The organism is Roseovarius pelagicus, from assembly GCF_025639885.1.
Taxonomy (GTDB): domain Bacteria; phylum Pseudomonadota; class Alphaproteobacteria; order Rhodobacterales; family Rhodobacteraceae; genus Roseovarius; species Roseovarius pelagicus.
Map to the genome: position 1 here is coordinate 3,567,121 of NZ_CP106738.1, position 21,073 is coordinate 3,588,193.

The 21,073-nt window shown below is 59.3% G+C and carries 18 protein-coding genes; 16 read left to right on the forward strand and 2 right to left on the reverse strand.

Annotation, left to right across the window (positions count from 1 at the left end):
- The first annotated feature begins 38 nt into the window (after positions 1-38).
- The 10 genes from acnA (at position 39) to N7U68_RS18730 (ending at position 12,741) form a co-directional block, all read left to right on the forward strand.
- A complete protein-coding gene (gene acnA, locus N7U68_RS18685; protein ID WP_263047791.1) occupies positions 39-2,705 on the forward strand; it encodes an aconitate hydratase AcnA in 2,667 nt (888 codons plus the stop codon).
- Positions 2,702-4,060: a dihydroorotase gene (locus tag N7U68_RS18690; RefSeq protein ID WP_263047792.1), complete on the forward strand. Its 1,359-nt coding sequence runs from the start codon at positions 2,702-2,704 to the stop codon at positions 4,058-4,060. The genes acnA and N7U68_RS18690 overlap by 4 nt, the downstream gene beginning before the upstream one ends.
- 11 nt (positions 4,061-4,071) lie before the next feature.
- Positions 4,072-4,791, forward strand: a complete 720-nt coding sequence (locus N7U68_RS18695; protein ID WP_263047793.1) for an isochorismatase family protein — start codon at positions 4,072-4,074, stop codon at positions 4,789-4,791.
- A 171-nt stretch (positions 4,792-4,962) separates the two neighbouring features.
- Positions 4,963-6,156 carry an FAD-dependent oxidoreductase gene (locus tag N7U68_RS18700; RefSeq protein WP_263047794.1) on the forward strand — a complete coding sequence of 398 codons (1,194 nt, stop codon included), beginning with the start codon at positions 4,963-4,965 and terminating at the stop codon, positions 6,154-6,156.
- Complete coding sequence (locus N7U68_RS18705) at positions 6,149-6,958, forward strand: maleate cis-trans isomerase family protein (protein WP_263047795.1); 810 nt, start codon at positions 6,149-6,151, stop codon at positions 6,956-6,958. The genes N7U68_RS18700 and N7U68_RS18705 overlap by 8 nt, the downstream gene beginning before the upstream one ends.
- A 33-nt stretch (positions 6,959-6,991) precedes the next feature.
- The gene (locus tag N7U68_RS18710) at positions 6,992-8,023 is read left to right on the forward strand and encodes an ABC transporter substrate-binding protein (RefSeq protein WP_165193041.1); all 1,032 of its coding nucleotides are present in this window, start codon (positions 6,992-6,994) and stop codon (positions 8,021-8,023) included.
- A 66-nt stretch (positions 8,024-8,089) separates the two neighbouring features.
- Complete coding sequence (locus tag N7U68_RS18715; RefSeq protein ID WP_165193039.1) at positions 8,090-9,268, forward strand: ABC transporter permease; 1,179 nt, start codon at positions 8,090-8,092, stop codon at positions 9,266-9,268.
- Between the two features lies 1 nt (position 9,269).
- Positions 9,270-10,067 carry an ABC transporter permease gene (locus tag N7U68_RS18720; RefSeq protein WP_263047796.1) on the forward strand — a complete coding sequence of 266 codons (798 nt, stop codon included), beginning with the start codon at positions 9,270-9,272 and terminating at the stop codon, positions 10,065-10,067.
- Positions 10,064-11,191 (forward strand): ABC transporter ATP-binding protein, encoded by a 1,128-nt coding sequence (locus tag N7U68_RS18725; protein ID WP_263047797.1) that lies wholly within the window; start codon positions 10,064-10,066, stop codon positions 11,189-11,191. Before N7U68_RS18720 ends, N7U68_RS18725 begins: the two co-directional genes overlap by 4 nt.
- Positions 11,192-11,196: 5 nt before the next feature.
- A complete protein-coding gene (locus N7U68_RS18730) occupies positions 11,197-12,741 on the forward strand; it encodes an aldehyde dehydrogenase (RefSeq protein WP_263047798.1) in 1,545 nt (514 codons plus the stop codon).
- Between the two features lie 71 nt (positions 12,742-12,812).
- Here N7U68_RS18730 and N7U68_RS18735 read toward each other — a convergent pair whose 3' ends face one another.
- Positions 12,813-13,199: a RidA family protein gene (locus N7U68_RS18735; protein ID WP_263047799.1), complete on the reverse strand. Its 387-nt coding sequence runs from the start codon at positions 13,197-13,199 to the stop codon at positions 12,813-12,815.
- Between the two features lie 178 nt (positions 13,200-13,377).
- On the opposite strand from N7U68_RS18735, the gene N7U68_RS18740 reads away from it, so the two are divergent.
- From N7U68_RS18740 to N7U68_RS18765, 6 genes are all read left to right on the forward strand, one after another.
- Positions 13,378-13,914, forward strand: a complete 537-nt coding sequence (locus tag N7U68_RS18740) for a hypothetical protein (protein WP_165193029.1) — start codon at positions 13,378-13,380, stop codon at positions 13,912-13,914.
- Positions 13,915-14,046: 132 nt separating this feature from the next.
- Positions 14,047-15,339: an aspartate aminotransferase family protein gene (locus N7U68_RS18745; RefSeq protein ID WP_263047800.1), complete on the forward strand. Its 1,293-nt coding sequence runs from the start codon at positions 14,047-14,049 to the stop codon at positions 15,337-15,339.
- Positions 15,336-16,121: a GntR family transcriptional regulator gene (locus N7U68_RS18750; protein ID WP_263047801.1), complete on the forward strand. Its 786-nt coding sequence runs from the start codon at positions 15,336-15,338 to the stop codon at positions 16,119-16,121. The genes N7U68_RS18745 and N7U68_RS18750 overlap by 4 nt, the downstream gene beginning before the upstream one ends.
- Positions 16,122-16,231: 110 nt before the next feature.
- The gene (locus N7U68_RS18755; RefSeq protein WP_165193023.1) at positions 16,232-17,308 is read left to right on the forward strand and encodes a coiled-coil domain-containing protein; all 1,077 of its coding nucleotides are present in this window, start codon (positions 16,232-16,234) and stop codon (positions 17,306-17,308) included.
- A gap of 46 nt (positions 17,309-17,354) precedes the next feature.
- Entirely contained in the window at positions 17,355-18,479 is a 1,125-nt protein-coding gene (locus N7U68_RS18760) for a hypothetical protein (protein WP_263047802.1), read from the forward strand.
- Positions 18,480-18,551: 72 nt separating this feature from the next.
- Positions 18,552-20,486, forward strand: a complete 1,935-nt coding sequence (locus N7U68_RS18765) for an AAA family ATPase (RefSeq protein ID WP_263047803.1) — start codon at positions 18,552-18,554, stop codon at positions 20,484-20,486.
- A gap of 49 nt (positions 20,487-20,535) precedes the next feature.
- Here N7U68_RS18765 and N7U68_RS18770 read toward each other — a convergent pair whose 3' ends face one another.
- Positions 20,536-20,952 (reverse strand): RrF2 family transcriptional regulator, encoded by a 417-nt coding sequence (locus tag N7U68_RS18770; RefSeq protein ID WP_263047804.1) that lies wholly within the window; start codon positions 20,950-20,952, stop codon positions 20,536-20,538.
- Between the last annotated feature and the right edge of the window lie 121 nt (positions 20,953-21,073).

A 21,073-nucleotide genomic window follows, 5' to 3' on the forward strand; every position in this document is an offset into this window, starting at 1 on the left:
GCCGAATGTGATGCCACAAGCGACGATCCGGAGGAAAGTTGGCCAAGCTGCATGTACCACAACTGCTTGAATTCGACCTGCCGCGCGGTGGGCGGGCGCGTTGCGTTGATCTGCATGCGCTACTAGCGGCGCGCGCACGGCCTTTGCCCTATTGTCTGAGAGTAGTTCTGGAGAATGTCGCCCGGCAGGTGCTAGCAGGTCATGCCGACGCTGCGGATATTGCACGAATCGCGGATTGGTCTGCGCGGGGGGCACCGGTATCTGCCGCGCTGGAAGTCACGCGTCTCATCTTGCCCGATTCCAGCGGATTACCTGTGCTGATGGATCTGGCGGCTGCACGCGATGCCGCTCATGCCGCGGGTGCGCCAGTGGACGCGGTTGAGCCGCGGGTTCCGATCACGCTGGTGGTCGATCACTCGCTGATCGTCGACCGGGCGGGCGAGCAGAGTGCTGCGCAACATAACCTATTGGCCGAATATGCGCGTAACGCAGAACGGTACAGTTTCTTCAAATGGGCGCAACAGGCCTTTGCTAATCTCCGGGTTGTGCCGCCGGGAGCGGGAATAATCCATCAGGTCCATCTGGAGCGGCTCGCCGAAATTGTACATATGGCCGAGGTGCCGGCCTGTGGGCCTGTCGTCGCCCCGGAATTCGTGCTGGGCTGCGATAGCCACACGCCGATGGTGAATGGGCTGGGGTTGTTGGCCTGGGGTGTAGGCGGTATCGACGGCGAAGCCGCTGCCCTGGGGCAGCGCCATGTCGTCCGCATTCCGCGTGTCGTCGGGGTGCGCCTGACGGGACGGTTACCAGCCGGTGCGACGACGACTGACGCAGTATTGACCATCACCGAGCGGTTGCGCGAGGTCGGGGTCGTAGGGGATTTTGTCGAGTTCTATGGCGCGGGGGCGGCACGGCTAACAGTGCCAGACCGTGCGACGATTGCCAATATGGCGCCAGAATATGGCGCCACAATCGGCTATTTTCCCATTGATGCGCAGACCATCGCTTATCTGGCTCAGTCAGGACGCGCGCCGGATCATGTGGCGCTGGTCGAAAGCTACGCCAAGGCGGCAGGACTATATGCGCAAGCTGATACAGCCGAGGCAGAGTATTCTGAAACGGTTGAGATTGATCTGGACCGGGTTTTGCCCAGCATTGCCGGACCAAAACGCCCGCAGGACCGTGTGCCGCTGGCGCGGGCAAAAGAAGCGTTTCAGACGGTACTCCGCGCGCCAAAAGCTGCGGGTGGGTTTGGCCTGACGGATGAGCAGATCACCCAAGACGCGGCGAGCGATGGCCTGCGTCACGGCAGCATTGTTCTGGCAGCGATCACGTCCTGCACCAATACCTCGAACCCGCATGTTATGATCGCGGCAGGACTGCTTGCACGGAATGCCGTGGCGCGCGGGTTGCGTGTTCCCCCCCGCGTGAAAACATCGCTCGCGCCCGGATCACGTCTGGTGGACGGATATCTGGAGCGTGCTGGCCTAATGGCACCGCTGGAGGCGTTGGGGTTTCATGTGGTGGGGCATGGGTGCACCACCTGTTCAGGGAAATCCGGCCCGCTGAATCCCGGTGTGGCCGAGGAAATTGACGCGGGCGATCTGGTCGCGGCTGCCGTTCTCTCGGGCAATCGCAACTTCGAAGGACGCACACACCCGCAATGCCGCGCGGCGTATCTCGCCTCTCCACCCTTGGTTGTCGCATACGCGTTGGCGGGGCGCATTGATATCGCGTTAGAGGAAGAGCCGCTGGGCGTGGGCATGGATGGCACGCCGGTATATCTGCGCGATATCTGGCCGGACGAGGATGAAGTCGCGACACTGGTTGCAGGCAGCCTTACACCCGCACGGTTTCAAGAAAGCTATGCAACGCTTTTTGACGGGGCGGAGCTGTGGCAGCGGCTCGCTGCACCGTCGGGCCGCCGTTTCGCGTGGGATCCAGAGTCGACCTATGTGTGCAAGCCGCCGTTTTTCGACACGGACAACCCGGCGATGCCGGATGTTCTCTCTGGCGCGCGTGCGTTGCTATGGGTAGGGGACACGCTGACCACGGATCACATTACGCCAAGTGGCGCGATTGCACCGGATGGGATGGCTGGACAGTACCTGATCGCGCAGGGTGTCGCACCGAAGGATTTTAATGCCGTCACACAGCGCCGGGGCAATCACGAATTCATGGCGCGTATCACGTTTGGCAATCCGCGCCTGCACAACCGGCTGGCACCGGACGCGCCGGGGGGCATGACGCGGCTCTCATCCGAAGCGCCGCCGGTTTCGATCTACGCCGCAGCGCAAACACTGATGGCCGAAGGGGCGCCTGCGGTCGTTCTGGCCGGGCGCGATTACGGCATGGGGTCGAGCCGCGATTGGGCGGCCAAGGGTCCAAAGCTTCTGGGGGTCCGTGCTGTGCTGGCCCAAGGTTTTGAACGGATACACCGCGCTAACCTCATTGGCATGGGGATTGTACCGCTGCTGTTTGACGCGGGGCAGGGTGCCGAGGCTCTGGGATTGACCGGGTTCGAGACGCTGAACATCACCGGGCTGCGGGCAGGCGTCTCTGAGGGTGCGCCTGTGCGTGTCAATGCCGAAGGCGTGGCGATATTTGAAGCGCGCGTCGATATCGCAAGCGATGCCGAGCGTAGCTTGTTGTTGTCGGGCGGCATGTTCGCGGGGCTACTGCGTAAGTTGGAGGATGCAGCATGAGCTATGATCTGATCCTGAAGAATGGTGAGATCGTTTTTCCGGGCGAAGGTATGCGACGCGGGTCCGTCGCTGTCGCCGATGGCAAGATTGCCGCCATTCTTGAGCCGGGCGAAGAAACGCGCGCAACCCGAGTGATCGACTGCACGGATCGTTTGGTGATGCCGGGACTGATCGACCCACACACGCATATCGGTTTCGGTGATAAGGAAAACGACTGGTTGACCGAAACGCGTACTGCGCTTCTGGGCGGGGTAACCGGCCTGTTCAGCTTCTGGCGCAGTGACGATTTCAACGCCACGACCAGCCCATGGATCGACAGTGCCAAGGCACAGGCGGCAATGGATTTCGGCCTGCATTTTGGCGTGACCGCGACGCGACATGTCGAGGAACTGGCGGCGCTATCGCAGCGGTTTGGCGTCACCTCGATCAAGGTCTATTTGATGTACAAAGGCGCGGCCGGCGCGGCCAAGGGCTTTGGCGAAGTGGATGATGCGCTGCTGTTCCGCGCATTGCAGGCGGGCGCTCGGATCAAGGGCGGTGTCGTCGGAGTGCATTGCGAGAACACCGAAGTGATCCCGGTGTTTCGGGAGCCTCTAAAGGCCGCCGGGCGCGATGATCTGCCGGTCTGGGACGAACAATCGCCCGGCTTTCTTGAAACCGAGAACGTCTTTCGCGTGGCCTATTTCGGGGAGAAGGCCGAATGCCCGGTCAACATCGTTCATATGTCAGCAGTAGAAAGCCTCGATCTGGTGCGGCGCCTGCGCCATGAGGGCCGCCCGCCTATCAACGTCGAAACTTGCATTCACTACCTGTCGCTAACCAAGGACAGCGGCATCGGCAATCTGGGCAAGGTCAATCCGCCGCTGCGTTCTCAGGCCGATGTGGACGGGCTGTGGGAGGGGGTCCGCAACGGCGATATCTCGACCATCGGTTCGGATCATGTGCCGCGCAAGCGCGCGACCAAGGGGCCGGATATCTGGCAGGCAACAGCGGGCTTTCCGGGAATCGCACAGATCCTGCCGGTGATGCTGCACGAGGGATGGTCCAAGCGAGGTATTGCGATCGAAACATTGGCGGCGGCGACGTCATCCAACGTGGCCGATCTCTATTCGGTGCCGAACAAGGGTCGCATCGTGCCGGGATTTGACGCCGATCTGGTGGTGGTTGACCCCGAGGGCGAAACGCATGTGGATGCTGCGAACTATCCATCGCATTCGGACTATTCGCCCTTTGAGGGCATGACGTTTCGTAGCGCCGTTACCCATACCATTTTGCGCGGGCAGATTCTGGCCGAGAACGGCACGCTTGCGGACGGGATCGTGAATCCGGGCCGCTACCTGCATCGCAACCCCTGAAAGGAACCGACATGAGCACACGTATCTGGGACAAGTTCCTGACCGACCACGACCGTGAAATCTATGAGCTGGCCGGATATGGCAAGCGCGCAGGATTCGGCAAACGCCCGGCGTTATTCATAATCGACGTGCAATATAATTTCTGCGGCGACGAACCGGGGCAGAGCCATGCTGATGGGGTCAAGCAGTATCGTACCCATTGCGGCCCTGTCGGTTGGGAGGCAGTGCCCCATATCGAGCGGCTGATGCATTTGGCACGCGAGAAGGGCATCCCGATCTTCTACACCCAGTCAGAGCGCCGTCCAGATATGATTGACAGCGGCGTTCAGACCGGCAAAAGCCACCGCGGTCACGAGAAAACCTCGACCGAGGGCACGCATGCGACCCAGACAGTGGCGCCGCTGGCACCGCGTCCGCAGGACATTTTGATTGGCAAGCGTAAGCCGTCGGCATTCTTTGGCACGCTTTTCATGAGCCATCTGAATTTTCTGGATGTGGACACGTTGATCATGACAGGCTGTACGTCTTCGGGATGTTTAAGAGCCACCACGGTCGATGCGTATTCGTACAATTTCAAGACAGTGATCCCCGAGGAAACCGCGTTCGACCGGTTCGAATCCAGTCACGCAATGAGCTTGTTCGATCTGAACTGCAAATATGCCGACGTGATTCCAACAGAGGAGGTGGCCACCTATCTGTCTGGTCTGCCTGACGCTGAAAATGCAGGTTGATTTGCGCGTGGGTAACGCATCAGTGTTGACACTTACGTTGATTTTTTCAGCCTTTATGGCGGGAAGTGACAACTTTCTAACGTTCTGCTGTCTGGTCGTCCGCCGTCGTCGCATAAGTGTTGACACTTTTGAATCAAGTGCTAGGGTCTCAGCACTCTGGAGGGTATATTGATGTCTGACTGCGCAGCGCAGGATACAATTGTTGTGGGGGCCGGGCCGGTAGGTCTGACCCTCGCGCTCGTTTTGCTGCGTGCGGGGCATTCAGTCACGGTTCTGGAGAAGCGCGATTCGGTAAACCTGCAATCAAAGGCGTCGACGTTTCACGCCTCAACGCTTGATCTGCTGGAGACGCTGGATGTGCTGGGTCCGATGCGCGCAAAGGGCGTGCAGGTCGATCATGTCCAATATCGCGCGCCGGATGGCGAGGTGCTGGCGCAACTCGATTTTGACCTGCTCAAAGATGTGGCGCGCAACCCGTTTCGACTGCACTACGAGCAGGGCGACCTGACGACGGTGTTGGCCGATCTTTTTGTCCGTGAGGGCGGCGTTCTGACATTCGGGCAGGGTGTGCAGACGGTACGACAGGATGCGGATGGCGTCACTGTCACCTGCGATGATGGTTCAGAACATGCAGCCAGTTTCGCATTCGGCTGCGACGGCGCCGCTTCGGCGGTGCGCGAGGCATTACGCATCGGATACGTGGAAAAACCCTATCCCGGTATGGTGCTGCGGCTTTACGCCAATCGGGATATGCGGGTGCAGTTTCCGGATCTGGGTGGAATATCTTATCTGCACGCGGGCGACGATACGTGCAGCCTGCTAGAGATGCCGGATTGTTGGCGTGTCGTGGTCCGTGTTCCTGCCGGAGTGTCCGCCGCCGAAGCCGTCATGGATGAGTGGATCACAGAGCGGCTGGAGAACCTTTTGCCGATCAAAGATATTCTGAGGGATGTTACGGGGCGTGACGTCTATTCCGCTCGGCGGCGGGGCGCGTTGTCTGCGGGTGGCGCGCGGGTGTTTCTAGCTGGCGATGCGCTGCACCTGACCAACACCAAGGGCGGCATGAACCTCAATGCCGGGCTACATGATGCCTTTGCGCTGGGCCATGCCGCAACAACTGCACTGCGCAGCGGCGGTAGCGCATCACTGGAACGCGCCGCCACAGAGCGCGCGCGCGTTGCGCGCGACGTCCTGATCCCGCGCACAGATGAAAACATCGGCACTGGCATGGATCGCGTGAAACGTATCGCGACGCTGTCGCAAAGTCCCGACAAAGCGGCCGTATTTCTGGCCAAGCAAGCAATGTTCGACATGCTGGATGGTATCCCTGCTGCCGTGATCCGGGGGGAGGTGTCCCATGGGTGACATCAATGCAATGTGCCGCCTTGGCGTAATCGTACCTCCGGCTAATCCGGCGGTAGAGCCGGAAATGCGGGTTTTGCTGCCCGATAATGCGGCAGTGCATACTGCGCGTCTGCCGGTCTATCCTGATACCACGCTCTATGAGCGCAATGCGCTGTATCTTGAAGCGTATCCAGAAACGCTGCGCGGATTTGGATCGCTCTGTCTTGATGGTGTGTCTATCGCGATGACCGGTTCATCCTACAGCCTGTTGCGCTCTGGTGATCGCAACATGTGCCGGACGCTATCGGCGCAGGTGGGGGCACCGGTGGTGACGGCGAGTCTGGCTATTGCGATAGTGCTGGAGGCGCTTGGGGCAAGACGCGTTGCAATGATTTCGCCCTATCCCAAGGAATTGACCGAGAAGGCACAGGCCTATTGGCGTGATGCGGGGATGGAAATCGTCCAGACGCATTCGATTTCCAAAGAGTTCCGCGCATACGAGTTGACGCCAGACGACATTCAGGCGGCTGCTGCCCATATTGACGTAACCGTCGTGGATGCTGTGATTATCAGTGGCACAGGGGCCAATACGTTGGCGGCTCTACCCGCATTGAACACGGGCGCATCCGCGCCGTTTTTGCCATCGAACCTGTGCTCGGCAATGGTGATGGTGGCCCTCTCCGGGTTGCCTTTGTCTAAGCCGTTGCAAGCCGCGCTGCCAGAGCATGCAGCAGGCGATGATCGGATATGGGCACGTATTTCCAAGCTAACAGCCGAGGGGGTTGGTCCGTCGGCCGACCTGACAAAAAGAGCAGATAACTGAAACACCAACAGACCAGCAATGGAGGATTGAACAATGAAAAAGACACTTACTCTGGCGGCAGCCGCGCTTATGGCGATGACGCTGCCACATGCGTCAATGGCCCGCGACCTGACGATCGTCGGCTTTGGCGGCGGGTATCAGGACAGCGCACGCGAACATCTGTTCGAGGGCTACGAGGCCGCCAGCGGCACCGCGGTCAGCGATGATGTCTACAACGGCGAGATGGCCAAGATTTATGGCATGGTCGAGACCGACAACGTGACCTACGACATCATCATGGTTGAGGCGCCCGAGCTGGTGCGCGGCTGCGAGGATGGCGTTTTTGCACCGATAGATTACGACGTGGTCGATGGGGCCAAGTTCATCGAGGGCGCGACACATGAATGTGGCGTCGGTGGTACGGGCTGGGGTGCTGCGATGTTCTTTGATCGCGAACGCCACGCTGAAGGACCGACCACCTTTGCCGAGTTCTGGGATGTCGAGGCGTTCCCCGGCGTGCGTTCCATGCGGACCGGTCCCAAAATGACACTGGAAGCGGCCCTGATGGCCGACGGCGTAGCCAAAGCCGATGTTTACACGGTGCTGGCGACGGACGAGGGCGTCGAGCGCGCTTTTGCGAAGCTTGATGAGATCAAGGATCACATGGTCTGGTGGAAATCTGGTGCACAGCCTCTGCAACTGGTGGGCAGTGGCGAGGTTGACTACGCGTTCGGTTACACCGGTCGGATCATCCGCGCCAATGGCGAAGGCAAGGACTATCAGCTGAACTGGGGCACGCTGCTCTACTCCATCGACTATTGGACCGTCGTCTCTGGTTCGCCGATGATGGATGAAGCAATGAAGATGATTGACTGGATCACCAGCGAAGAGCCGCTGCGCGCGCAGGCCGCTGTCTGGCCGATCTCGCCTGCCAACGCCGCTGTCAATGCGGACCCTGAATTGCAGGCAGCTAACCCCGGTATGGTTCTGAACCACTCCGAAGAGGGCACATTCATCAGCACCGAGTTCTGGATCGAACACGGCGATGAACTGCAGGCCAAGTTCACGTCCTGGGCGGCACAATAACCGCCGCCCCCTGCGCCCCGACGTCTCCCTGCCGGGGCGCAGAAACCTTCAACTGAAAGCGCAGGCATGTCCAAGAAAAGCCGCATATCCTGGCTCCTGATCGCGCCGTTGCTGGCGCTGGTCGTCGCGGGTTTCATCCTCCCCATCGGCTATACGATGGTCAAAGCGGTGAAAAACCCCGAAGTGAGTGCCGCGCTGCCGCGCACCGTGATGGTGCTGGATGCTTGGGATGGTCAAGGTATGCCACCCAACGCCGCGTTTGATGCGTTGGTCGAAGATATAGAAGAGGGCCGCAGAGGCCGCGAATTCGGTGCGATGACCCGGCGGCTGAATTTCGAGTTGAACGGCGCGCGCTCTGTGCTGATGCAAACCCGCCGTGCACTGGGAAAGCTGGAGCAGCCCTATGCCGAGACATTGCCCGAGGCCGTACCGGAGTTGGCAACGCCTGAAATCTGGCAACTGATCAAGACCAATTCCAACCCGTTTACCGCCAGTTTCCTCCTGCGGGCCGTCGATTTGCAGATCGCGCCCGATGGCCGCATCGAAGCGGTGGCCCCTGACACTGCGATTTTTATCGACCTGTTTAAACGCACGTTCTGGATCAGCATCTGGGTCACATTGATCTGCATCGTACTGGCCTATCCAACGGCCTACTACATCGCCACGCTCAGCAATCGCGCGGCCAGCTATGCGATGCTGTTGGTGCTGGTTCCGTTCTGGACCTCCATTCTGGTGCGCACCACGGCGTGGTTCATTTTGTTGCAGCGCGAGGGGCCAATCAACGCGGGTCTTCAGGGCTTGCAGATCGTGGATGAGCCGATCCAACTGATCTTTACCCGTTTTGCGGTGTACGTGGCGATGGTGCATGTGTTGCTGCCGTTCCAGATACTGCCGCTCTATAGCGTGATGAAGCGGCAAGGGACGATGATGATCCGCGCCGCCGCATCGCTGGGCGCACCGCCGTGGCGCCAGTTTCTGCTGGTGTATCTGCCGCTGACGATGCCGGGCGTGGCGGCGGGTGCGATCATCGTTTTCATGCTGTCGGTCGGGTTTTACGTGACACCTGCCTTGGTCGGCGGGCTGCAAGACCAGATGATCAGCTATTACATCGCGTTTTTTACCAATCAGTCGATCAACTTTGGCATGGTGGCTGCATTGTCATTGCTGTTGCTGGTTTTCACCGGTGCCCTGATCCTGATTGCCAGACGGTTTGTGCCGGGCCTTGGCACCATGAAGGCAGGTTGAGATGACACGCATCTTTGTCCCCATATTCGCCTGGCTAGTGCTGTTCTTTCTGGTCGCACCTTTGCTGGTCATCTTCCCCCTGTCTTTTTCGTCGGGTGAAATCCTGACGTTGCCGGTGCCGGGGTATTCGCTGCAGTGGTACGAGGATTTCTTTCTGACCGAACGCTGGCTCGATGCAACCAAGAACAGCTTTATCGTAGGGATTGCCACGATGGTGATTGCCACGTTGCTGGGAACAACGGCGGCTTACGGGATCAACCTGACCGATTTCCGCGGCAAAACGACGGTGCTGGCCCTTTTGTCACTGCCGATGGTGGTGCCGTTGATTGTCACGGCGGCGTCGATGTATCTGGCGTTCTCCGTGGTCGGGCTGGCGAATTCCCTTTGGGGGCTGATTGTCGCGCACACCATCGTCGCGACACCCTATGTGTTGATCACAGTACTGGCCTCGCTACAGACGTTTGACCCGAACCTGATGCGCGGTGCCCTATCATTGGGCGCGCGGCCCGTTACAGCGTTCAGGGAGATCGTCTTGCCACTGATCATGCCGGGCGTGGCGGCTGGGGCGATCTTTGCCTTTGCAACTTCCTTTGACGAGCTGGTGATCGCGATCTTTATCACCAGTCCGGGCGAATTCACACTGCCGCGCCAGATGTTTGCGGGTCTGCGTGAATTCCTTAGCCCGACCATCACAGCGGCGGCGGTCATTATGATCCTGTTGTCGTTCATTCTGCTATTCATCAGCGAGGCCGTGCGGCGGCGTGGCGAGCGACTGACCGCCGGGAAGGTGAACCAATGACCAAAGCTAATGGAGCGCCGCTCGTTGTTTTTGAGAGCGTCGACAAGGTATATGACGGGATGACCAAGGTCGTTGATGACCTCAACCTGCGGATCGAGCAGGGCGAGTTTCTGACACTGCTTGGCCCGTCGGGATCGGGCAAGACAACGACACTGATGATGCTGGCCGGGTTCGAGGCACCAACAAAGGGCAATATCCTGTTCGACGGTGCGCCGCTCAATAATGTGCCGACCTACAAGCGTGATTTCGGGATTGTGTTCCAGAACTACGCGCTCTTTCCGCATATGACGGTAGCTGAAAACCTTGCCTTTCCCCTGCGTATGCGGCGTATCGGCAAATCTGACATCGAAGCGCGGGTTCAGCGCACACTGAGCATGGTCAAGCTGGATGCGCTCAAGGACCGGATGCCGACCCAGCTGTCGGGCGGGCAACAACAGCGCGTGGCGTTGGCGCGCGCGCTAGTGTTCGAACCGCGCATGGTACTGATGGACGAGCCGCTGGGCGCGCTGGACAAACAGTTGCGTGAGCACATGCAGCTCGAAATCAAGCGACTGCACGAGGAACTGGGGATAGCCATGCTCTATGTCACGCATGATCAGTCCGAGGCGCTGACCATGTCCGACAGGATAGCGGTGTTTGACGAAGGCCGCATTCAGCAGATCGGGCCACCCCGCGATGTCTATGCCCGTCCGCAGACGACGTTCGTGGCATCCTTCATGGGCGAAAACAACCGCCTTGATGGGACGGTAAATGCGACGCAGGGCCGCGACGTATCGGTGCAGATGAATGCAAACGGGCCGCCAATCAGGGCGATGCAGGCAGGTGATGCCGTGCAGGCCGGAGAGACGGTGACGCTGATGGTACGGCCCGAGAGTATTCGTATCAGCCATGCGGATGGTGCCGACAACAGCTTTGACGGGCGGATCGAGGAAGTCGTCTATCACGGCGACCATGTACGGCTGGGCATCGCGGTTGACGGTGTCGGCACCTTGGTCGCGCGTCATCCGGTTAGTGAGGCGGGCACAGAATTCACGCCCGGAGACACTGTGCCGGTCAGCTGGTCTGCACAACAGATGCACGCTTTTGCGGGCTCAAGCCCGTCCAACCCATCCAACGGAGACTGATTGCAATGACGTCGCTCTTTCCCCAACCGGTCACGCCACAGATTCAGCCGACGCGCATCGGCGCACATGATCGTCCGCGCTATGACCATTACATCAACGGCGCGTTCACGGTGCCGTCCTCCGGCGTCTATTTTGATACCTCCGATCCGGTCTCGGGCGAGGTCTGGGCAGAGGTAGCACGCGGCACTGCAAGCGACGTGGACGCGGCCTGTCGCGCCGCCGCTGACGCGTTCGAGAACCCCGCATGGCGCGGCATATCGGCGTCGGCGCGCGGGCACATGATGCGCCGTCTCGGTGATCTGATCGCCGAGAATGCCGATTGGCTGGCCGCGGTCGAGATGAAAGACAACGGCAAGCTGATTTCGGAACTGCAAATGCAGATGCGATATATGGCGAACTACTACTATTACTACGGTGGCCTCGCGGACAAGATTCAGGGCGACACCATCCCCTCGGACAAACCCGGAGTTTTCAACTTTACCCGTTACGAACCACTGGGTGTTGTGGCCTGCATCATGCCGTGGAATTCGCCGCTGCCGCTGACGTCGCTCAAGCTGGCGCCGGCACTGGCCGCTGGCAACACCGTGGTGCTGAAGCCATCGGAGTTTACCTCCGCCTCGCTGCTGGAATTCGTGAAGCTGGTGGAACTGGCCGGTTTTCCCAAGGGTGTCGTCAACGTCGTCACCGGGTTCGGCAACGAGATGGGAGAGGCGCTGGTATCGCATCCGCTGGTCGAGCGGATCGCCTTTACCGGCGGACCGCAGGCCGGGCGGATCATCAATGAACAGGCGGCACGGTCGATGAAGCGGGTGACGATGGAATTGGGCGGCAAATCGCCCAACATCATCTTTGAGGATGCGGATCTGGAACAGGCGGTCAAGGGTGCCGTCGCCGGGATATTCGCCGCCTCTGGTCAGACCTGCGTTGCCGGATCACGCCTGCTGTTGCAGCGTTCCATCCATGACGATTTTCTGGCGCGGCTGGATGATTTCCTGAAGGATATAAAATTCGGCCATCCCAGCGATCCGGCGACCCAGATCGCCCCTATTTCGACGGCCCCACAAATGGCCAAGATCGAAGAATATGTTCAGATCGCGCTGGGCGAAGGCGCGCGTCTGGTGCGTGGCGGCAAGCGTGCTCGGGTTGCTGGATACCCTAACGGCCTATTTTACGAGCCGACGATTTTCGCTGACGTCACTAACGACATGCGCATCGCGCAGGAGGAAGTGTTCGGGCCCGTGCTGTCTGTCATCCCGTTCGAGGACGAAGACGATGCGGTGCGCATCGCCAATGACGTGGATTTTGGACTGGCAGCCGGTGTCTGGACGCAGAATCTGGCACGCGGCATTCGCATGACTGAGCGCGTGCGCGCTGGAACGATCTGGGTGAACAACTATCGTTCGACGAGTACCACATCGCCTTTTGGCGGGTTCAAGATGAGCGGCACAGGGCGTGAGGGCGGAATCGCTGGTATGATGGAATATCTGGAGCTGAAAAGCGTGTGGATCTCGACAGGGGTGGAAATACCGAACCCCTTTATCCGGCGCTGACAACATGGCGCGGTGATCTCTTGGGACGCTGGGACCACCGCGCGCATCAACGTGCTGGTTCTGTCGGAGAGCTAACCGCGCCACGCCACCGCGCGTATCTCGACCAGTGCTCTTGGGTGCATGAAATCGGTCACGCCGATTGCGGTCCACGCGGGGTAAGGTTCCCCCATATACTGATCCTTTACCCTGGCAAAGACCTCGGCGTGTTTGCGTAGATCAACATGGTAGGTAGTGATTTCCACTACGTCATCGAATCCCAGACCGGCCTCGGCCAAATAGGCGCCCAGCTTGGCGAAGGCGTCGTGAAACTGCGCTTCGGGATCGTCTGGCATGTCCTTGTCTGGATGCGATGCCGTACATCCCGACAGATAGACTATCGGGCCCGCGTCGACGGCTGCGGAAAAGTGGTAGTTGTCATAGTAATGGCGAAACTTTTCCGGGACATGGGCGGTTTTCATCTGGATTCTCCTGTGTGGTATCTGACCGGGCGACGTGCTGGGCAGAGAGTTAATTTCCATCTCCACTATTTCATGGATGCCTGCGCGCCCTATGTCTATGCTGTAACCAAGACGGCCCACCTCGAACGCCGGAAACGGTGGCAGGCCGCGACCTTCTTTTCGCGACAGGAGCCATTCCATGCTTGAAACCCAAACCTACGAAATCGATGTGAAATCGGTAGATGTAACCGAGGCGCAGAACGGATCGGGCAGTGTGCGCATCACCTACCGTGGGCGTGACACCGAGAAGACTGTGACTGAACGGTTTGCATCGTCAGAATTTCGCGATGTGTTCGAGTGTTGCCAGGGTATCGCGCGCGCTATCATGGAGAGCGAGTTCCACCCAAATTCCGGCGTGAGTTTCGAATTCAAGCTGGTCGACGAAGAGGGCATCTCAATCTGGCACACGTCGCCCAACAATTTCCTGAAAATGCCACTGCGGATGAACATGGACTGGACCTGTAACCACCTCCAGAACAATTTCAAATCCTACACCACGCTAGGCGTCGTCGAGGTGCCCGAAGAATTCCACTTGGTCGAAGGTCGTATGCCGACCCCGAAACTGGTCGAGTTGTTGATGGATTCGATGATTTCAGGGTTGGAATTCATCGGTTTGATGTTCCTGCAACGCGAACATATGGGGCAGGCGCACGAGGATGTTCAGCACACAGGCTGACTCAGTACTCCAATTTCCGCGCACCGAGAATTCCTAGACCCTTGCGGTATTAAATCGCTGGGAAGTCGTGTGTTTTTACCTTAAACATATTAAAGATAGTACATTATAATAACCAAGAAGGTGAAGCCCACCATGACGCCTGATCCTGCGAGCTTCGATGCGGCAAAATCCTATCGCGAACGCGCACTGAAAACGCTCAGCTACGGTGTGTCCTCGACCCCCCGAGGGCGACAGCAACCCGCGCCCATCGTGGCCGACCGGGCAGCGGGTGCGCATATCTGGGATCGTACCGGGAGCCGTTTCATAGATTATGCGGCAGGATATGGGCCGTTGATCCTTGGTCATTCCCCCAGTTGCGTGATTGATGCCGTAAAGGCAGAACTGGATCGCGGGTTACGCACTGCCAGTGTGCATGAGGGCGAGGCGACGCTGGCAGAGCTGGTGTGCGAGACATTGCCTGCCGCTCAGAAATGTGCGTTTGTCAGCTCTGGTTCAGAAGCGATACAACTGGCGTTGCGCATCGCCCGTGCCGCAACAGGCCGGACCAAGGTGGTCAAATTTCGTGGAAATTATCATGGCTGGATGGACGGCGTGCATGTTGCAGGTGCACCCGGAAATGATGGACCCGGAACGATTGGACAGGATCCGGGGGCGGCCGCATCTCTGACGATATTGGATTGGGGCGACACCAATGCATTGGCTGAGACGCTGAATTCTGATTATGCCGCCGTGATTCTGGAACCGGTTGCCGTGAATGGTGGCTGCTTTGCGCCGCCAAACGGATTTTTGGCCGAAGCGCGTAGATTGACTAAGCAACACGGAGCGGTGCTGATCTTTGACGAGGTCATAACAGGCTACCGGTTGGCGCTTGGGGGCGCGCAGGCCGTGCATGGTGTGACTCCGGATATGGCGGTAATCGGCAAGGCGATGGGTGGGGGCCTGCCTATCGGCGCAGTCGTCGGATCGGACGCGGTGATGGAGCCCGTCAGCAGCGGAAGGTTGCTACATCGCGGCACGTTCAACGGTAACCCGGTCTCGATCGCGGCGGCAATCGCCTGCATCTCGCATCTGATGGAGCATGCCCCGACGCTTTACCCTTACATCGACGGGTTGGCGGCACAGCTTGAAACGGGATTGCGGGACGCGGCTGCTCGAAATGGTACGGTTTGTACGGTCAACCGGACCGGATCAGCGGTGCAGTTGGCACTGGGCGTGGCAGAAATGCGCGGGCTGGCAGATACGGCGCGGGCCGATTTCCCTGCGACGGCGCGCTTTGCCGGGCATCTGCTGCGGGAAGGTGTTCAGATTATTGGGCGCGGGCTGACCTATACGACTGCCGCGCATGATGCGGGTGACATTGCCGAGACCATCACCGCCTATGATGCTGCCTTTAAGGCGATGGCGGATGAGGGAGGCGCACCATGAGCCGGATCGACAGCGGTACGGGGCATGACGCCATGCAGGTCATGCCACTCTATTTCAAGATATTCATGGTGCTGGAACGCGAAATCAGAACCGGGCACTATCCGGGTGATGCGCCGATGCCCAGCGAGGATACGCTGGCAGGACGTTTTGACGTTTCGCGTGTTACGGTCCGGCATGCGATGTCCCTGCTGGCAGAGCGTAATCTGGTTGCCCGCCAGCGCGGGCGGGGGACATTTGCGACGCCTCCGGTCAGTGCGCGGGCTGATCCGGGCAGCTTTGACGGGCTGAACCAGAATATTGCCGAGTTCGAGGCAGACACGAGCGTTTCGCTGATTGAGACGGGGAACGATGTTCTGCCACGTTGGGCCGGTGCCGAGGCAGGCGAGGCTGGTGCTATGCGCATCACCCGCGTGCGCCGCGATGCGATCGGGCCGATCTCCTACTCTGCGTGTTATCTTACCGCAGCGGCTGCGGCTCATATTGATACGGACGAGTTAGGCAACCGGACCGTTATCGGCGTGCTAGAGGCCGCTGGGCTGCGGGCGGCGCAGATCGAACAGCGTCTGACGGCTGTGGCGGCCCCGCCCGAGATTGCACCGCATCTGGATGTTGCCGTGGGTGGGCCACTGACCTTGATGCGCCGCATAATGCGCGATGCGGATGATGCGGCGTTCGAGTATCTTGAAACCTACTATCGCCCTGACCGTTACGAATACAGTGTTAACCTGACCCGCGATAGCGGCGCGTCCGGGCCGCCCAGATGGACGCCAAAAGGCGGCTGATCGTCACCTGATGCCGCGATTTTCATGGACTCAGCCCCGCGTGATATTTCAAATGGGGTAGCGGCCCCGTATATTGAGGGCAACGGAATGAAAACGGGGATCAGGCTGAAATGGCAAATTTGGATGCGCAGGTACGGGAATCGCAGGCAGAGGTGAGCGCGGCACAGGCCAAGATCGCCGAGGTGACCAGCCAGATCGAAGCGGCGCGCGCCAAGATCAGGGGTGGTGAGGACGCGGTTCTGGATATCGAGAACGCCTCGCTGGAGGATGTACATGCCCATACCGAGGTGATGAACGCCAATATTGCCGAACTGATCATGGGACTGGACGACATCACCGCCGCCTTTTCCCGCGACTTCGACGAAATGCGCAACAAGACCGGCTGGGAAAGCTTCGTCGGTTTCTTTAGCAAAACGCGCTCTGACGCGATGCGGCAGGACCGGGTACGCACCGCCTCGATCGACGATAAATTGCAGGATCTCATTTCCAAGTCAGACGTGATCGTGCGGCTGTTGGAGAGTCAACTGGCCACGCTGGAGACGCACAAAGCCAAGGTCGGGGAGAACCTGACCGACACGCTGGACGAGCGCGAGATGACTGTGGGCGAGTTGGAGGATATCCGCAGCCAGATTACCGCGATGGACCCAGAAATCATCGCGCTGGAGAACAAGATCGCCAACGAAACGGACGCTGCTGCACGCACCAAGCTGGAGACGCAACTGGCTGATCTCAACTCGAAATACAACGAACTGGTGCAGTCCGAGCAGGTCAAGCTGAGCAAATCGCAGACGTTGGAGCGGTATATCGAGAAGGGCAAGACTTGGGTGGACAGCCTGCAAAATCAGGCTGCGACGCAGATGGTACTGATCAACAAGTTGCAGACAGATACCAAGCAGCGTGTGGTGTTGTATGATGCGTTGACCAAATCTCTGAAAACCGCACAGCAACAGGATGTGGCGCACCGCATCAATGAGATTGGCGTCGAAACAGACAAAGAGGCGCAACAGGCGATGGCGGGCATCGGCGCGGCCACCAACAAGAAAATGGCCGAGATGATGGAAAGCCACGAAGAGCATATGGTTTTTGCGCGGGACGTGCTGGAGGCCAAGGCGAAGGCGGACGAGCGTTTTGCCCGGCGTTTTCAGGCGATTATCGAAAAGCACGACAAGAACCTGTATGGAGCCTGAACCGTGCGTAACCGTAATTCGGTGACAGGCGGCGCGGATCTGCGCCATGAGTGACCGCGCACCCAAAACCGATCATGTCGGGCTGACCGATCTGATGGCCAGCCGCCGCTACTTTGCCAAATTCGAGCAAATCACCAGCCATTTGGGACGGGTGGCGGCAGTCATGCAGGCAGAGGGCAACCTGACCAAGGATGAGGTCGAGGTGCTGGTGGCCTATGTCCAAGGCATCGCCTACACGTTTCGCGCGCTTGGCATGAAATACCTGCTGGTGGGGCGCGACACGGGGCAGTTCTTTGGCTCTTTGCAGATGGATAACCGCGAGAGCGGATTTCCCGTGTTCAATGAGTTACTGGTCATGGCCAATGACGCGCAACAAGCCGGGCGGCATCTGGATAGCCTTCCGAATGTGGAACACCTCAAGGCGCAGATGGTCGAACAGATTATTGGCGCACAGCAGATTCCAACACGCTTGCAATTCGCGCTGTCGCAGCGGCTATATTACGAAGAGTTGCAACGCGGGCATCTGTTCTGGGCGCAGAACGATCCACAAATGATCTGGCAGAGCGGGCTGGGCGACAGACGGCGCTATTTATTGCATTGGGCTGTTTATGACAGCCAGATTAACCTGCCAACGATCTATTTGATGGAGGTCGAGGATAGCGGGCGGCGCGCGTTGCCCAAGGATGAAGGACGCTGGCCGGAAGTGCAGGCGCATCTGATGGGGCAGGCGCTGGGTGGGCTGAAATTGTTGACCATCGCGCGCGGCTTTGACGAGGCGTTTCCCGAGTTGCATCCCAAGCGGCTGCGTCGTCTGCATGTGGGGCCGATGTATTCGCACCGCTACACACAACAGACTGGCCCTCTGCACGACGTGTTGCGCGATGCGGGCGCGCCCGAGGGGCAGGACTGGGCGCTCGCATGGACAGACGAAGTGCTGGAAAGTGAGCGCACCGAGACCGAGCGTGATGGTTGGTTTGGCTCGGTCGAGCGCGAGATTTTCGCGCTCGATCCGTTTTCGGGACGCGGGGCGGAAACCGGCGCAACCCGCCAGACCCGCAGCATTGTATTGCCAGAGCGGCCCTATCAGGTACTGGCCGAAAAGAACCCGCCGGGCTTTGCCAGCGTGACGAAATACGTCGTCAGCGCCGGGGGGCGGGTCTTGCGATATTGAACCGTTGCCGGGCTGAAGCCCGGCCTGCAAGAATTGGTAGGCCGGGCTTCAGCCCGGCAGGTGGAGAAAAACATGAGCCTGACAGCCGATATGATGGAACTGCGCGAAGCGGACGTGACCAAGCATTACGACGCGGCGACGCGTATGCTGGAGGGGTTCGATCATACGCCCCGGATCGGCAAGCCGGTCGATACCCCGAGCGAAGAGCGGTCTTCCGGCATTGCGACGCGGCGGCGGTTCCGCACCACCACACCGGGATTGGTCACGCGCAGCGCCGCGCGCCCCCAGGGCGTACATCTCATCGCGCGGATTGAGGCTGCGGATGGCGATGACCCGCTGGTGTCGCCGTTGCAGGCCACGGTGATGCACGCCTTGCGCCGCTCTCTGGCCATCGCGCTGGCCGTGGGCGAAGCCTATGCCGATGCCACAGGTCTGGCCGACCTGCGCCGCGCCAACCTCGCCGGGTCGTTGCCCGGTGATCGCAAGACCGAGTTCAGCGAGTTGCTGAGCGCCGAGGCGCTGGCAGTCGCTTATGTCTTTGCAAATGCTGCCGCGTTCCTGCTGGGGCCGCATGGCAGCGAGGTGTCGGTGGAGGCCGGCGAAGCCGAGGAAGTGCTGACGGACAACCCACAACTGGCGCTGCACGGTGCTCTTTGGGAGCTGGATCAAACCATTGCAACCCATGCCGGGGATGATGCACGGCTGGTGGCCAGCGTGACGGGATATGCCGAGGCGCTGATGGAGAAGGTCGCGCTGCGCGCGCAGAATGCCGGGCGGCTGGAGGCCTTTGCCAGTGCCAGTTGGCGCGTGGAGGCGGATGATTTCACGATTCGCGGGTTTACCCCGTCGTCCAAGGCGAAATCCACAACGCTGACCATGACATTCAAGAAGCCAAACGAAGTGGTGGGCAACCATATCGCCAAATATCAGGCGCTCAAGCTGGCCAAGATGTTGATGGCTTACGATTTTGACCGGCGGCTGAACCCGTTCGCAGAATTGGGCGGGTTCATCTTTACCTTTATGGGGGACGGGAAACCGGGCACCGGCAAAACGACGCTGATCCAGATGATGGCGGGACTGGTTCACGGCTATTGCCAGACGGCGGGCTATCCGTTTCGTTATCAAAACCTGAGCACCGACAGCATTGACAGCTATCAGGGCAAATCGGCGCAAAACGCCAAGGCGTTCATCAATTCCATCATCGACCCCGGCGTGATCGGTTTTGGCACGATTGATGATATTGACCAGTTAGCGGGCAGGCGCGGGGACCGGCAATCGTCGTCCGGGCAATTGGAAATTACTGCCGTGTTGATGGAGAGTTTTGCCGGGGCGAACACCGTCGTACGTGGCAATTGTACGTTTGGCATGTTTTCGAACTACCCTGAGAATGTGGATGATGCCCTGCGACAGCGCGCGGGCGCGCGCTTTTTGGTGGATGGCCCGATCAGCCGCGAGGATTACATCGATATCCTGAATCTGCTGTTGGGCCGGAACCACGATATCCCGCTGGGTGATCACGAGGCGTTTGCCGCGCAGGAAATCAAGAAGGCCGTGGCCGCCAGCTTTGCCTCGCATTCCAAACCGCATGAGGAAGGTTTGTTGCGGGTCTATGAGGCGGTGGATGCCAAGATCGGCGCGCTGGACACGATTGCCAAGCTTGGAACATATCTGAAGGGCATTCAGGAGGTCGATGACCGATTTACCGGGCGCGCAATCAAAAACATCACCGACGCAGTGAAAGTGCGCGCGATGGATTTTGAGCTGCCCGATGAGTGGATGGAGGAACCTGATCTGTTCTTGTTCAAGGACTACGAGACCAAGAAGGGTATGATCGAGGAGCTGCGTCAGCCGATCACGGTCGAGATGGTGATTCAGGAGATCAACCGGTACGCCGACAGCGAATTCCGCTATGCTGACAAATCCGACGAGGTGGCAATCGAGAATTCCGTGCGCGAGATGGGGCGGATGGAGGAAGCCAAGCGTCGCTATCTTGCGCTAAGGGGATAGGGCGGGCGTGAGCGATCTACCGGGCAAGTGACAGACGAACGACGCTAGATCAGGCTGTGATCGGTTCGTTTAAGGCGATATCCGCGAGGGTCGAACGGTCAAGATTGGCGAGAAATGCCGCTTCGGCAATGCGCAGTCGACTCTCTAGGCGGCAATGTCCACTTATGGTGCAATTTCCACCATCGGCCTGAAAACACTCCACCAATGCCTGTCCCTCTTCGAGGACGCGTACGACTTCGCCCAGACTGATGTCTTTTGGCTGGCGTGCCAGTTTGGCACCACCACCGCCACCGCGGCGTGTCTCGACGATGCCGACCTTTGCCAGCTTTTGCATGATCTTCGTCAGATGATGCCGGGACAGGCCAAATTCTTTGGCAAGCTCAGCGGTAGAGAATATCCTGTCGGGGGTCCCTCCCATCCGCATCAGCATCCGCAGCCCGTAGTCGGTGAAGGAGGTCAATCGCAACGTGTTTATCCCTGAATTGATATTTACAGAACCGATTAGCAAGCGTAGGCCACGATGAGAAGCTCGGACACGGTCACCATTCTTGGTGTGTGGGAATTTGCCCGCATCCAAGACGCTGGTT